General features: G+C 42.3%; 10 protein-coding genes, 15 tRNA genes, 2 rRNA genes and 1 pseudogene. 26 read left to right on the top strand and 2 right to left on the bottom strand.

The window, feature by feature from the left end; translation table 11 throughout:
• The 17 genes from E2R51_RS07085 to E2R51_RS07005 form a co-directional block, all read left to right on the top strand.
• Window positions 1-164 (top strand): 23S ribosomal RNA (locus E2R51_RS07085); the annotation flags it as partial.
• A 140-nt stretch (window positions 165-304) separates the two neighbouring features.
• Window positions 305-420, top strand: a 5S ribosomal RNA gene (gene rrf / locus E2R51_RS07080).
• Between the two features lie 6 nt (window positions 421-426).
• Window positions 427-501: transfer RNA gene (locus E2R51_RS07075), tRNA-Asn, on the top strand.
• Window position 502: 1 nt separating this feature from the next.
• Window positions 503-594, top strand: a tRNA-Ser gene (locus E2R51_RS07070).
• A gap of 14 nt (window positions 595-608) precedes the next feature.
• A tRNA-Glu gene (locus E2R51_RS07065) sits at window positions 609-683 on the top strand.
• Between the two features lie 8 nt (window positions 684-691).
• Window positions 692-764: transfer RNA gene (locus E2R51_RS07060), tRNA-Val, on the top strand.
• Window positions 765-850: 86 nt separating this feature from the next.
• Window positions 851-924 (top strand) — tRNA-Met (locus E2R51_RS07055).
• 7 nt (window positions 925-931) lie between these two features.
• Window positions 932-1007 (top strand) — tRNA-Asp (locus E2R51_RS07050).
• Window positions 1008-1090: 83 nt separating this feature from the next.
• Window positions 1091-1163, top strand: a tRNA-Phe gene (locus tag E2R51_RS07045).
• Between the two features lie 42 nt (window positions 1164-1205).
• Window positions 1206-1289 (top strand) — tRNA-Tyr (locus tag E2R51_RS07040).
• Between the two features lie 3 nt (window positions 1290-1292).
• A tRNA-Trp gene (locus tag E2R51_RS07035) sits at window positions 1293-1366 on the top strand.
• A 17-nt stretch (window positions 1367-1383) separates the two neighbouring features.
• Window positions 1384-1459, top strand: a tRNA-His gene (locus E2R51_RS07030).
• Window positions 1460-1471: 12 nt separating this feature from the next.
• Window positions 1472-1543: transfer RNA gene (locus tag E2R51_RS07025), tRNA-Gln, on the top strand.
• Between the two features lie 5 nt (window positions 1544-1548).
• Window positions 1549-1623 (top strand) — tRNA-Gly (locus tag E2R51_RS07020).
• Between the two features lie 10 nt (window positions 1624-1633).
• Window positions 1634-1707 (top strand) — tRNA-Cys (locus tag E2R51_RS07015).
• A 48-nt stretch (window positions 1708-1755) separates the two neighbouring features.
• Window positions 1756-1837 (top strand) — tRNA-Leu (locus E2R51_RS07010).
• A 258-nt stretch (window positions 1838-2095) separates the two neighbouring features.
• Window positions 2096-2169, top strand: a tRNA-Gly gene (locus E2R51_RS07005).
• A gap of 114 nt (window positions 2170-2283) precedes the next feature.
• Here E2R51_RS07005 and E2R51_RS07000 read toward each other — a convergent pair.
• Window positions 2284-2958 carry a B3/B4 domain-containing protein gene (locus tag E2R51_RS07000; RefSeq protein ID WP_133376277.1) on the bottom strand — a complete coding sequence of 225 codons (675 nt, stop codon included), beginning with the start codon at window positions 2956-2958 and terminating at the stop codon, window positions 2284-2286.
• A 90-nt stretch (window positions 2959-3048) separates the two neighbouring features.
• On the opposite strand from E2R51_RS07000, the gene queG reads away from it, so the two are divergent.
• From queG to yhbH, 8 genes and pseudogenes are all read left to right on the top strand, one after another.
• The gene (gene queG, locus E2R51_RS06995; RefSeq protein WP_133376276.1) at window positions 3049-4182 is read left to right on the top strand and encodes a tRNA epoxyqueuosine(34) reductase QueG; all 1134 of its coding nucleotides are present in this window, start codon (window positions 3049-3051) and stop codon (window positions 4180-4182) included.
• 55 nt (window positions 4183-4237) lie between these two features.
• Window positions 4238-4699: pseudogene (locus E2R51_RS06990) on the top strand (amidase domain-containing protein); the annotation flags it as partial.
• A 52-nt stretch (window positions 4700-4751) separates the two neighbouring features.
• Window positions 4752-5225, top strand: coding sequence for a tRNA (uridine(34)/cytosine(34)/5-carboxymethylaminomethyluridine(34)-2'-O)-methyltransferase TrmL (trmL, locus tag E2R51_RS06985; RefSeq protein WP_133376274.1), 474 nt, complete (start codon window positions 4752-4754; stop codon window positions 5223-5225).
• A 292-nt stretch (window positions 5226-5517) separates the two neighbouring features.
• Window positions 5518-6267, top strand: coding sequence for an oxygen-insensitive NADPH nitroreductase (gene nfsA / locus E2R51_RS06980; protein WP_133376273.1), 750 nt, complete (start codon window positions 5518-5520; stop codon window positions 6265-6267).
• 432 nt (window positions 6268-6699) lie between these two features.
• The gene (locus E2R51_RS06975; RefSeq protein ID WP_483299918.1) at window positions 6700-8577 is read left to right on the top strand and encodes a PrkA family serine protein kinase; all 1878 of its coding nucleotides are present in this window, start codon (window positions 6700-6702) and stop codon (window positions 8575-8577) included.
• Window positions 8578-8697: 120 nt separating this feature from the next.
• Window positions 8698-8883, top strand: a complete 186-nt coding sequence (locus tag E2R51_RS06970; protein WP_133376271.1) for a hypothetical protein — start codon at window positions 8698-8700, stop codon at window positions 8881-8883.
• Between the two features lie 291 nt (window positions 8884-9174).
• Window positions 9175-9486 carry a hypothetical protein gene (locus E2R51_RS06965; protein WP_133376270.1) on the top strand — a complete coding sequence of 104 codons (312 nt, stop codon included), beginning with the start codon at window positions 9175-9177 and terminating at the stop codon, window positions 9484-9486.
• Between the two features lie 242 nt (window positions 9487-9728).
• Window positions 9729-10877, top strand: coding sequence for a sporulation protein YhbH (yhbH, locus tag E2R51_RS06960; RefSeq protein ID WP_133376269.1), 1149 nt, complete (start codon window positions 9729-9731; stop codon window positions 10875-10877).
• 256 nt (window positions 10878-11133) lie between these two features.
• Here yhbH and E2R51_RS06955 read toward each other — a convergent pair whose 3' ends face one another.
• Complete coding sequence (locus E2R51_RS06955; protein ID WP_133376268.1) at window positions 11134-12438, bottom strand: NCS2 family permease; 1305 nt, start codon at window positions 12436-12438, stop codon at window positions 11134-11136.
• A gap of 208 nt (window positions 12439-12646) precedes the next feature.
• On the opposite strand from E2R51_RS06955, the gene E2R51_RS06950 reads away from it, so the two are divergent.
• Complete coding sequence (locus E2R51_RS06950) at window positions 12647-14305, top strand: M20/M25/M40 family metallo-hydrolase (protein ID WP_133376267.1); 1659 nt, start codon at window positions 12647-12649, stop codon at window positions 14303-14305.
• The last annotated feature ends 46 nt before the right edge of the window (window positions 14306-14351 follow it).

The following is a 14351-nucleotide window of genomic DNA, read 5'->3' as shown; positions in this document are numbered from 1 at the left end:
CGGGATAAGTGCTGAAAGCATCTAAGCATGAAGCCCCCCTCAAGATGAGATTTCCCACACGCAAGTGGTAAGATCCCTGAAAGATGATCAGGTAGATAGGTTCGAGGTGGAAGCATAGCGATATGTGTAGCTGACGAATACTAATCGATCGAGGACTTAACCAAATTTGGTGATTACTCGAAAACGCAACGTTTGTTTGATGGCTTATCCAGTTTTGAAGGAATGATAAAAAATATTATTTCTTTATTGAAATCTCTAATACATAATGTTATAATATAACTTGTCGCAAAGAGATTGAATTATGTCTAGTAATGATAGCGAAGAGGTCACACCCGTTCCCATGCCGAACACGGAAGTTAAGCTCTTCAGCGCCGATGGTAGTTGGGGGTCTCCCCCTGTGAGAGTAGGACGTTGCTAGACTGTTTTTCCACAGTAGCTCAGTGGTAGAGCTATCGGCTGTTAACCGATCGGTCGTAGGTTCGAGTCCTACCTGTGGAGCCATGGAGAGCTGTCCGAGAGGTCGAAGGAGCACGATTGGAAATCGTGTAGGCGGCTACCGCTGTCTCAAGGGTTCGAATCCCTTGCTCTCCGCCATAAAACGCTTTAAAGGCCCGTTGGTCAAGCGGTTAAGACACCGCCCTTTCACGGCGGTAACACGGGTTCGAATCCCGTACGGGTCACCAGACATCATGGAGAATTAGCTCAGCTGGGAGAGCATCTGCCTTACAAGCAGAGGGTCGGCGGTTCGAGCCCGTCATTCTCCATTCGTTAAGATCATTGAGAGTTGATGTTGATTGATATCAGCATCTTGTCTCTCACCAATCGAACTTAACGAACATATACTTATTAACGCGGGGTGGAGCAGTTCGGTAGCTCGTTGGGCTCATAACCCAAAGGTCGCAGGTTCAAATCCTGCCCCCGCAATTACCAAGGTCCCGTGGTGTAGCGGTTAACATGCCTGCCTGTCACGCAGGAGATCGCCGGTTCGATCCCGGTCGGGACCGCCATTTCAATTAAGTTTAAATGAATACAAACTTAAGATTGTAAAAAGAGGAAATACATAGTACGATTTATTTGATTATTTTCATCTGGCTTTGTAGCTCAGTCGGTAGAGCAATGGACTGAAAATCCATGTGTCGGCGGTTCGATTCCGTCCAAAGCCACCTTTTTAAAGTAACAGGCTTGATACAAGCAGCTATAATAATGGAGGGGTAGCGAAGTGGCTAAACGCGGCGGACTGTAAATCCGCTCCTTCGGGTTCGGCAGTTCGAATCTGCCCCCCTCCACCATTTAGGGGCATAGTTTAAAGGTAGAACAGAGGTCTCCAAAACCTCCGGTGTGGGTTCGATTCCTACTGCCCCTGCCAATTATAATTTCATTGTGGCGGTCGTGGCGAAGTGGTTAACGCACCTGATTGTGGTTCAGGCATTCGTGGGTTCGATTCCCATCGGTCGCCCCATTTTAATATTAATGGGCTATAGCCAAGCGGTAAGGCAACGGATTTTGATTCCGTCATTCCCAGGTTCGATCCCTGGTAGCCCAGCTTAAGCGGGAGTAGTTCAGTGGTAGAACACCACCTTGCCAAGGTGGGGGTCGCGAGTTCGAATCTCGTCTTCCGCTCCATTTTTATTTTGGCGGCATAGCCAAGTGGTAAGGCAGAGGTCTGCAAAACCTTTACCACCGGTTCGAGTCCGGTTGCCGCCTCCAACATTATGATTCTAGATTTTTTATATCTCAATAGTATTATGAAGACGTGCCGATGTGGCGGAATTGGCAGACGCGCACGACTCAAAATCGTGTTCCTTCGGGAGTGCCGGTTCGACCCCGGCCATCGGTATCCCAAAATCCTTTCTGCGTTATGCAGAAAGGATTTTTTGTTTTAAATTAGTGGGAATAAAGTAAGACCATACTTAATACAATACTAGTGTGCAGCTGGTGAATTGATTGGTAAAGTAAGAATTACGGATGAAACAGTACTGGAGTAAAGTGTTATTATGAAACATAAATTATAGTAAAATCATAAAAGTATTAATTTTTTTGTCGGATTGTGTTGACGTTTCGTAAAATTAATGATAAATTTATATACATTGCTGATGCGGGTGTAGTTTAGTGGTAAAACCTCAGCCTTCCAAGCTGATGTCGTGAGTTCGATTCTCATCACCCGCTCCACAATACATAACCAACGCAGTGTTTCGTTGTTAGCCAACGAAGCATTGCGTTTTTTCTTTGTAGCTTTGTTTGAGAGGTATAAATAAAAGCGGATGAATAAGCTTCATCCGCTTCCTACATACGATTTGAGAGTATTTGAATCGTGCCGGTTCCACCATGAACCTGAATAAACATATCTTTTAACGATGAGGTTAGTCTTTCATGATCACTGCTTGGCAGGCTGGGGCGCAGATAGATAACTTGAACCGCTTCTGTTGTGTCCACCGTGACTGCTGTTCGGACAGAGTCGACGTAAGGGCTGCCAAAGGGGCCTTTTCTGTCGGAGGTTACCAAAAGGTTTTCCAGGGAGTTTGTGCGGCCATTGAGTCCTTCATAGATATCTCCATCCACGCCTAACCGTATGCTGATATCTCCTTCAATCTTTGACTGGTCATACAGCCCGATAGGAGACTGATATTCTAGCGAGAAAAAATTATTAATATCAATTCCGGAGTGGACGCTTTGCAGGTAGTTTTGTTTCTTAATCCTGCGGAAAAGAGCTTCTGCACTGTGACGGTAACGGTTGGGGTCTTTCCCCAGTGCTTTAAAGATGCCTCGCCATTCGTTTATACCGTCAAAGGCGGTAACTGGTTGATCCTGAAGCTCAAAAAAGATTGATTCCTGAAACAGCTGCAGGCGGCCTTTGAGCATTTGTGGCGAATCGCCTATTTGAATATTGTTGTAGTGAATAATGCCAAAAGTAAGCGGCTGTTCATGTGAGAAAAGAGATGGATGAATTGAAATCTTCATAAAAACAGCTCCTGTCTGATAGATGATTTCAGTTTACCATAGATCAATGCTGTTCATGATAGAATAAGGACATATGGAAGGAGGGTTACGATGGATTATCGATTGTTAAAACAGGAAATTATTGAACATGCAGCATCACTTGGAATTGATAAAATCGGCTTTACGACAGCTGATGTATTTACGGAAATGAAAAACCACCTGATTAGACAGGAACAGCTTGGCTATCAATCGGGTTTTGAAGAAAAGGATATCAACAAACGCGTTGATCCATCGCTAACTTTTTCCGAACCGCGCTCTATTATCGCCATAGCTCTTGCATACCCTTCAAAAATGAAGGATGCCCCTAAAAGCATAAAAGGAGCCAGAAGAGGAATCTTCGCCAGAGCGTCATGGGGAACAGACTATCATACGGTCCTCAGAGACCGTTTAAGTAAGCTTGAAGCCTTTATACAGAAACGAGTGCCAAAAGCCCGTTTTCGCTCTATGGTGGACACTGGAGAGCTTGCTGACAGGGCCGTGGCGGAAAGAGCAGGAATAGGGTGGAGCGCCAAAAATTGTGCAGTCATCACACCGGAATTTGGATCCTATGTTTATTTAGGCGAGATGATTACCAATCTTCCTTTTGAGCCGGATGAACCGATGCAGGATCAATGCGGAACATGCAATAAATGTGTGGATGCATGTCCGACCGGTGCACTGGTTCAGGGAGGGCAGCTGAATGCACAAAAATGCATCGCATTTTTAACACAAACAAAGGGATTTTTACCCGATGAATATAGAAATAAGATAGGGAACCGTATTTATGGATGCGATACCTGTCAAACGGTCTGTCCAAAAAATAAAGGAAAAGATTTTCATTTTCATCGTGAAATGGAGCCGGACGGTGAAATCGCAAAACCTCTCCTTGAACCTTTATTGACGATCAGCAATCGTGAGTTTAAAGAGAAATTCGGACATGTTTCCGGTTCCTGGAGAGGGAAAAAACCAATTCAGCGGAATGCGATCATCGCTCTTGCTCATTTTAAAGAAGAAAGCGCTCTTCCTGCTTTAATCGGAGTCATGTCAGAGGATGTGCGGCCGGTAATTCGTGGAACAGCTGCCTGGGCAGCAGGTAAAATTGGCGGTGATCAGGCAAAAGAAGCGCTGTTGAAGCGCCGTCTGGAGGAAAAAGACGAAGAAGTTTTAGCTGAAATTGAAAAAGGTTTGTCCTTCCTGAAGAATTAATCATGTTCCCTAAAAATCCGTCGTAGGATGGCACATAGGGGTGATGAGCATGGCATATAACCGGGGAGCGGCAATTCTTTATGCAGAAAAGTGGTGGGACAGCAGAAATCCCGCTTATCCATCGTTCGAAGTGGACTGCACCAATTTTATTTCGCAGTGTCTGCATGCTGGCGGCCTGCCGATGCATGGCTATCCAAATCGATCGAAGGGCTGGTGGATGCGGACCAATTCCTGGAGTTTCAGCTGGAGTGTTGCGCATTCGTTAAAGTGGTATTTGGATGCCAGCGATGCAGCAGTCCGGGTGTGGGATGTCAGTGAGTTAAAGCAGGGAGATGTTATTTGTTACGATTTTGAGGGAGATGGAAGAATAAATCATACGACGATTGTTACGGCAATCCGGTCAGGTGATCCGCTTGTTAACGCCCATACCAGTGACAGCCGTATGAGAAATTGGGAATATACCGATTCCTCTGCGTACACGCCATCAATAAAGTATTACTTTTACACAATCTCGTGATAAAATGGAGAAATGATTTAAGGAATTGAAATGACTGCTTGAGGTGAAAAGATTGGGAAATCATATTGTTTTGTTTCAACCTGAAATACCAGCTAACACGGGTAACATTGCTCGAACCTGTGCAGCAACAGACACGACGCTGCATTTAATCCGGCCATTGGGCTTTTCAACAGATGATAAAATGCTAAAGCGTGCGGGTCTGGATTATTGGAATTTCGTTAACATCATGTATTATGATTCGCTTGATGAGTTTTTTAAGGAAAATGAGAATGGCGAATTTTTCTTTTTAACGAAATATGGCGAAAAGCCGCACTCTACATTTGATTACACGGATACACAGAAGGACTATTACTTTATTTTCGGCCGGGAAACATCCGGGCTTCCGCAGGATGTAATTGAAAAAAATAAAGATAGAGCTCTCCGGATTCCAATGAATGATCATGTTCGTTCGCTGAATCTTTCTAACACAGCTGCAATATTAGTGTATGAGGCTTTGCGTCAGCAGAATTATCCGGGTGTGAAGTAAAAAATCTGGACAAAATACACTAAAATCCCCTTGAGAAGATGTACATTTTCTCAAGGGGATTTTTTGTGCAGATTTATTTTAAGCGGGTTAGGTGAATCCTTCTGGCTCCAGCGTGACAGACGGGACCATAAAAAAATTCAGCTCGAAAAAGGGTCACAGCCGCGCCCAGAAACGAAAATTTCAATGTATTTTTCGCCCGAACTTGTTTTAGCTGCCGATTTTTGTGCATTTTTTTTGATTTTTTGAAGTGATTCTGTAAAACTGATTTGTAACCACTGAAGGAGGCAAATGAATGAATTCAACTATCGAAACATTAATGAATCATCGGTCGGTTCGTAAATTTAAAGAAATCCCCTTATCCACCGACCAAATCAACACGATCGTACAAGCAGCACAAATGGCTTCTACTTCAAGCTTCATTCAGGCATATACAATTATCGGCGTGACTGATCCTGAGAAGAAAAAGAAACTTGCCGAGCTGGCAGGAGGACAGGATTATGTAGCAGAGAGCGGACATTTTTTTATTTTCTGTGCAGACCTTTACCGTCACTCGTTAATTGGTAAATGGGAGGATGCAGACATTGACGACTCGATTCAATCTACTGAAAAGTTTATGGTCACAGTCATTGATGCAGCTTTAGCAGCACAAAATGCAGCGATTGCCGCTGAATCACTTGGTCTCGGCATTTGTTACATAGGTGGAATCCGGAACAATCTTGAAGAGGTAAACAAGGTGATAGAAGCGCCCGAATATGTGGTGCCCTTATTCGGTCTTACCGTTGGACATCCGGATCAGCAGACAGACATCAAGCCAAGGATGCCGGTTAGCATGGTCTACCAGGAAAATGCGTACCAGCATAACCCTGAAGCAGTGAAAGAAGATATTAAAGCGTATGATGAGCAAATTTCAGCCTACTATGAAAAACGGACGAACGGGTTGAGAAATGATGGATGGTCCGGTCAAATGGCTAAAATGCTTCAGAGAAAAAGCAGGATGTATATGAAAGATTTTATAAAGGAAAAGAAATTAGATCTTAAATAACACGAAAAGCTGCCTTAAAGGCAGCTTTTTTGCGTTGAATTAGTCTTTGGTCGTACCTGGCTTGGAGTCGTAGCCTGCAGTGAAAATAGCTGCTAGGAACGCAACACAGATACCTAAAATTAATGCTGTACCCATTTGTAATGGCCTCCTTATAACGAGAAGTATGAATACTACATTAAATTATACCCTAAAATGCGTCTTAAGTGAATCATCTGTGACTGTTTATTATGGAGAAATCATGAAAATGCTGGCAGGAAAGTATTCAGTGCTTTAACTCTTAATGAAGAATGAGAATTGAAAATCAGTAATAGAGTAATCTGTTCGTGGTTTTTTGTATGAATTAATATTGTCTTTCATGTGAGCAGGGGTTGCCGCATACATTTTCACATAAGGGCCAATAAGGAGGCGACGCAGTTGGATATTTTAAGAAGAATGGCTGAATATAGAAGTGAAGAAGAAAGCTTAAAATGGGAAGGTACTTTTTCTGAATATGTGGAGCTTTTAAAAGAACGACCTTGGGTAGCTCAATCGGCCCACTCCCGCGTTTATAACATGATAAAAGATGCCGGTGTGAAAGAAGTAAATGGAAAACGTGATTATTTATTTTTTAGAAATCAGTTATTCGGTTTATCAGAGCCACTTGAAAAATTAGTAGAAGAATACTTTCACCCTGCCGCCAGACGGCTCGATGTAAAAAAACGAATTTTACTGCTTATGGGACCGGTCAGCGGAGGGAAATCAACGCTGGTTACGATGATGAAAAGAGGAATGGAAGCTTATTCTAGAACCGACAGAGGCGCTGTTTATGCTATTAAAGGATGCCCTATGCAGGAAGATCCGCTTCACCTTATTCCACATGCTTTAAGGGAAGATTTTCAAAAAGAGTATGGAATAAAAATTGAAGGAAACTTATCACCACTGAATTTAATGAGGCTGGAAAAAGAATTTGACGGCCAGATTGAAAATGTTCCGGTTGAACGGATATTTTTCTCTGAGGATAAGCGTGTGGGGATTGGAACATTCAGTCCATCTGATCCAAAGTCTCAGGATATTGCCGATCTGACAGGCAGTCTGGATTTTTCTACGATAGCGGAATATGGTTCAGAATCTGATCCGCGTGCCTACCGTTTCGATGGAGAATTAAACAAGGCGAACCGTGGAATGATGGAATTTCAGGAGATGCTGAAATGTGATGAAAAATTCCTCTGGCATTTACTTTCACTGACTCAGGAAGGAAATTTCAAAGCAGGCAGGTTTGCCTTAATTTCAGCGGATGAAATGATTGTTGCTCACACGAACGAAACCGAATACCGCTCTTTTATTTCCAATCGTAAAAATGAAGCACTTCATTCCCGTATTATTGTTATGCCGATTCCGTATAACCTGCAGGTAACGCAGGAAGAAAAAATATATGAAAAGCTCATTGCTGACAGTGATGTGGCAGGCGTTCATATTGCTCCGCACACCTTGCGAATTGCCGCAATGTTTACGATATTAACCCGATTAAAAGAACCTAAGCGCAAAGACATCGACTTAATTAAAAAAATGCGATTGTATGATGGAGAGATGGTTGAAGGCTTTAATGAAGCGGATGTGCAGGAGCTGAAAACAGAGTATGATGATGAGGGAATGAATGGCATTGATCCGCGTTATGTCATTAACCGCATTTCCTCGACGATTATACGGAAAGAGGTATCGTCCATCAATGCGCTGGATGTTCTGCGTTCTTTAAAAGAAGGTCTTGACCAGCATGCATCGATCACAAAAGATGTGAAAGAGTCCTATCTTGGCTTTATTTCATTGGCAAGACGGGAATTTGATGATATGGCCAAAAAAGAAGTTCAAAAAGCTTTTGTTTATTCATATGAAGAATCAGCTAAGACCTTAATGGATAATTACCTGGATAATGTAGAAGCTTATTGTCATAAATCAAAGCTGCGGGATCCTCTGACCGGTGAAGAGATGACGCCGGATGAGAAATTAATGCGTTCGATTGAGGAACAAATCGGGATATCTGAAAATGCGAAAAAAGCATTCCGTGAAGAAATTCTTATTCGAATTTCGACTTACGCACGGAAGGGGAAACGATTTAATTACCAATCTCATGACCGCCTGCGTGAGGCCATACAGAAAAAACTATTTGCGGATTTAAAAGATGTGGTTAAAATTACCACTTCATCTAAAACACCGGATGAGCAGCAGCTTAAGAAGATGAATGAAGTAATTGCACGCCTGATTGATGAGCATGGCTATAACACATCAAGTGCAAATGAACTGCTTAAATATGTGGGCAGTCTGCTAAACCGCTAACCTGTCTTTGTAAATAATTTTTTGGAAAGAGGAGCCCTCCTCTTTCTTTTTTTATTTTTGACTGAATATTCTAAAAATGATAAAATGGTTGTACAAAAGAATAGTTGAAGGAGGATTACGATGCCTGGGAGGGAACACTTCAAGGAGACGGACCCATTTAGTGTCATGATGACAAGCGACAGGGGAGAACTTGTGTTATTGGGGAAACAAATGGAGAAGCTGCGTTCAGGAGATCAGTTGAAGCAAAATCATCGTCAATCCGATCCCGTACAATTTGAAGAGAAATCGATGAGAGCCAGATCTTAATCTGGCTCTTTTTTATATTTAATGGCAGCTGTCGGACTTCTTCCGATTTTTCTTCATAAATCGTGCTGCTCATGCCGATAATACCAGAAGGGCAGACAATTATTCCTGCAGTGGCTTTACCTGTATCAAGTACAAGATAGCCTTTAATTATTCCTGCTCAAAAATGAAGACAGTTGAAATCAATATTAAATGAAACCTCTTTTGATCTGAATCGTATACTTATAGTAACAAGTTTATTCGGCAGTTATTGGCATAATATAAATCGTTATTAGAGAAAGGACGATTTTAAACATGAAAACATCAACCACACTTAAATGGATCACAGGAGGTTTGGAAGCCTTTTTTTCAATCCCTATACTCGGGGGGATTGTTATCCTGTCATTTGGCTGGACACCGTTATGGATCATGCTCGGACTTCATATTATAACGCTTATTTTTTCAGTTCGTGAATTTGAGGGGAAATCGGGCAGTATTTTAGGAATTGTTACCTGCTTAGTTGGGGTTATTCCGTTTCTTGGGTTTGCGCTGCATGTCGCAACCTCGGTTGTTCTCTTGATCGACGCAGCCCGAACGACTGCCAGGGAAAGAGAAGAAGCAATATAAAGGAAAACTATTCCGGACAAGTGAGTCTGCCTTAAATGGCAGGCTTTTTCTTTTAAATATTAATATTTAAATTTTCTGACTAATTAGCTTTTGATTCTTTTAAAACAGGCAGTTTTAGAACAGCATCGATCCCATCATTTAAGCAATTTCAAGAACAGAACTGACTTCTTCCACTTTTAGTTGTAAATATTTATCGACTCTCGCATACAATGAATTACGAATGGAAGAAGGGAGAGCAGACCATGACAATGGATGAAAGGTCGTCCACAATCCTATCACAAGAAGATTGGTCCCTTCACCGACAAGGACAGGATGATCAAAAGCGGCATCAGGAAAAAGTGAATGAAGCTATTAAGGATCAATTGCCAGAGCTTATTTCTGAAGAAAGCATTGTAATGTCCGATGGCAAGCAAGTAGTGAAGATTCCAATCCGATCCTTGGATGAATACAAAATCCGGTACAACTACGACAAGAAAAAGCATGTAGGGCAGGGAAGCGGAGACAGTCAGGTTGGAGATTTAATCGCCAAAGGCAAGCCTGAACCAGGCCAGGGGCAGGGTGAAGGAGCTGGAGATCAGGCGGGTGTTGATTACGTCGAAGCAGAAGTTTCCCTGTTGGAAATCGAAGAAGCTTTATTTAAGGAATTGTCACTGCCTAAGCTAAAACAAAAAGAAGAGTCAGTTGAGATTACGCGCGATATTGAGTTTAATGATATCCGAAACAAAGGGCTTACAGGAAACATTGACAAGAAGAAAACAATGATGAGTGCCTTTAAAAGAAATGCGATGTCAGGAGCACCGGCGTTCAATCCGATTTTACCTGAAGATTTACGTTTTAGAACATGGAATGAATCAATTGAACGGGAAACTAAAGCGGTAGTACTAGCTTTGATGGATACAAGCGGATCAATGGGAGCATTTGAAAAATATGTAGCCCGAAGCTTTTTCTTCTGGCTCACCCGCTTTTTAAAGTACAAGTATGATCATGTGGAACTGCGTTTTATTGCCCATCACACCGAAGCAAAAGAAGTGGAAGAAGAAACATTCTTCTCCAAAGGGGAGAGCGGAGGAACAATTTGTTCATCCGCTTATCGTAAAGCATTGGAATTAATTCAAAATGAATACCCCGTTCAGCGCTATAATATTTATGCCTTTCATTTTTCTGATGGTGATAACTTAACCTCTGATAATCAACGGTGTCTGCCTCTTATTGAAGAATTGTCCCGATTATGTAATCTGTTTGGATACGGAGAGGTTAACCAATATCAGCGTCAGTCCTCTCTCATGTCTATTTACAAAAACATTCCTGAGGACGAACTGAGGTATTTTATTTTAAGAAGAAAGTCGGATGTATTCTTTGCATTGAAGCACTTTCTAAAAGAAGAAACATAACTAAAATAGCCAGTTAAAGCCGGGGGAGGGGAAAGTTCTTCGGCTTTTTTTCATTGGGGAGAGAGCAGCGAGTGATCTGCTACCAAAAGATAAAAAATGAGATTGGGACAAATGTGTCTCAATTCTTCTAACCGGTTTGGAATTAAAATAGGCTCAATTCACATAACTTTTGGCGTTATGTGAATTGAGCCTCATTCTTATATGGGTTATCTGCTCCCTGGCAACTGCAAAACAGCTTCTGCAGCACGGGTTAGGATTAATGGGGCAGAAATACCAGCTGATAAGCGAATAATACTGCAAAGATGTAGACAAGTATATGAACTTCTTTCCATTTTCCGCGGAAGATTTTTAGGATTGGGTACGAAATAAATCCAAGTGCGATACCAGTCGCGATACTTGATGTCAGCGGCATGCTCAGAATGATGAGAAACGCCGGGAAAGCTTCATCTAATTCATCCCAGTCAATTTTAGCAATACTGCCCATCATCAAGCTTCCGACAATGATTAATGCGGGTGCAGTAATAGCCGACACACCTGAAACAGCACTTACTAACGGACCGAAAAAAGCAGCCAGAATAAAAAGAAATGAAACGGTTAAGGTGGTCAGTCCCGTCCGTCCTCCGGCAGCTACTCCTGCTGAAGATTCGATATAAGCAGACGTTGGGCTTGTTCCGACCATTGCACCTGCTGTAGTGGCAATTGAATCGGCTAACAGCGCCTGTCTTGCTCTTGGCATTGATTTGCCTTTCATGAGGCCTGCCTGCTGCGCAACCCCGATCATTGTTCCAGTTGTATCAAAGATTGTGACCAGCAGAAAAGAAAATACTACTGCGTATAATCCATATTGGATTACGTCTTCAATTGCACTAATGGGATTTGAGACAATAAACCCTTCAGGCATGCTTGGAAATGCCATAATGCCGTCAAAAGAAAGCTGGTTGGTAAAGTAGGCGATTGCACCTGTTATCAGCATTCCTAAAAATAAAGCACCATTTACGCGAAGAACCATTAAGATCAGCGTGATGGCTAGCCCCGAAAACGCAAGGATAACCGGTGCAGAATGAAGGTCGCCAAGAGCCACTAAATTGTCAGGGTGCGCTACGATAATGCCGGTCAATCGCATGCCAATGAAAGCGATAAACAAACCGATTCCTGCTGTAATCCCATGCTTTAGATTGGATGGGATTGCTTCGATCAGTTTTTTTCGGAAAGGTGTCAGAGAAAGAATGGTAAATAAGACGCCGGAAACGAAAACTGCGGCAAACGCTATTTCATACGTTATATTGGGATTGGCTCCAACGACAGAAAAGGCAAAGTATGCATTTAATCCCATTCCGGGTGCGATAGCGATTGGATAATTTGCGCAAAGGGCCATCCAGAGTGTTCCAATGACGGTGGCGATAATCGTTGCCAGGAATACTTGATCAAACGGGACACCTGCGCTTGATAAAATAATAGGGTTAACGACTACAATATAAACCATAGTCATGAAAGTGGTGAATCCAGCCATAATCTCCGTCTTGACGGTTGTTTGGTTATCTTTTAAGTTAAATCGAAACATACATTGTCATCCCCTTGGAAAAAATACGAACAATAAAAAATCACAAAACCAATAATATTCGTTTTTGATACTGAATACAACCCTTTTTTCGAAAAAGATAAAGGAAATTCATGAATATGAATATTTCTTAACGTTGCAATTTTCTAACGATTCGTTAAGATGAGGATAGGCAGTTAAATAATTATTCTTATTGAAAGAAGGATGTCTTATGTACAAAGATCTCAAGGGTAAAACAGCTGCAGAGCAGGCAGAGTGGCTGACCCGCTGTTTAATTGCAGCAAAAAGCTATACAGGCACAAGCGGGGAGTCAGAGAAAGCTGAACTCATTTATTCAATTATTAAATCGTTTCCATACTTTAAAGAAAATCCTGAAGCTGTCTGGGTACAGGAAATACCCAACGATCCTTATAGCCGTAAAAATGTCTGGGCCATCGTATCGGGCGCTCAGGCAAAAACAGTTCTGTTCCACAGCCATATTGATACAGTGGGTACAGATGACTTTGGGATGCTTCAGTCTATCGCCCATGATCCTGATGCACTGGAAGCCTATTTTTCGACTTACAACGGGGATGATTTAGTAAAGGAGCAGGCACTCACTGGGGATTGGCTGTTTGGCCGTGGATCTCTTGATATGCAAAGCGGTGCAGCCATCCATTTAACTAATCTCCTGGAGTTATCGGAGCAAAAGACTGCATTAGACGGTACGATGTTATTTTTGTTTAATCCTGATGAAGAAAGTGAACATGCGGGCATGCTCGCAGCTCTTTTGGAATTAGAAAGATTGAAAACGGAGGGACTGCAGTATGTAGCAGCCATTAACAATGATTTTATTGCACCCATGCATGATAAGGACGAAATAAAATACATTTACACTGGAGCGGCTGGTAAAGTGCTTCCTTCTTTTTATATATACGGCCGTGAAGCTCATGTAGGGGATGTGCTGACAGCGATTGATCCAACTTTGGTGGGGTCCGAAATCAACCGGAAAATCAATCAAAATCTTAATCTGACTGAAGAGCTCGAAGGAGAATACGTTTTGCCTCCTGCCTGTTTATACTTTAAGGAAGATAAGCATGATTACAATGTTCAGACCGCTGTCAGCGCAAGGCTGTATTTTAACTACTTTGTGTTTGAGCAAACGGCCAAAGATGTAATGGATAAATTGCGTGCCATCACGTTGAATACGGTAGAGGAATTAAAGCAGCAAAGTGAACAGCGTTATGATGAACATAGACAAAGACACGGTTTCCCGCCAAGTAAATGGAAGTGGGATATGGAAGTATGCACGTTTGATGAACTTAAAGAGAAACTGAGAGATATGGGACTGCCTGTTGATCAGGTGCTTGATGAAGTGGTTGAAAAGTGGAAGGGGAAGGATCGCAGAGAAACGTCCTTTGCTTTGGTGGAAGCTCTTCAGCAGCTTGATCCGGATAAGACGCCAAGAGTGATCCTGTTTTTTGCACCGCCGTTTTTACCGCATAATTATTTAAATGACCAGTATGAATTTGGCACGGAAATAAAACAAAAGCTCAGTAAACGGTTGAAAATTGTCTCAGATAAAACAAAAGAAACATTTTTAACCAAACGCTTTTTCCCTTACCTTGCAGATGGAAGCTATCTTTCCTTGCATGAGACCGAGGCGGAAGTGGATGTCCTGAGGCAAAATATGCCACGGATGAACGATATTTATCCTCTGCCGCTGGATTTAATCCGCAGCGTTAATATCCCATCTATCAATATCGGTGTATATGGACGGGACGGTCATAAATGGACGGAGAGGGTGTATAAACCGTATACCTTCCACGTGCTTCCAGGGCTGATTAAAGACTTTGCTCTGGACTTAACCACAGAAAAAAATCGAACATAAGGGAATAGCTTCATACAAAAAACAGCGTGAGGAATGCTCCTCACGC

Origin of the sequence: Jeotgalibacillus sp. S-D1, assembly GCF_004358665.1 — a bacterium.
Classification (GTDB): domain Bacteria; phylum Bacillota; class Bacilli; order Bacillales; family Jeotgalibacillaceae; genus Jeotgalibacillus.
This window is presented reverse-complemented; position numbering and strand designations above follow the sequence as displayed.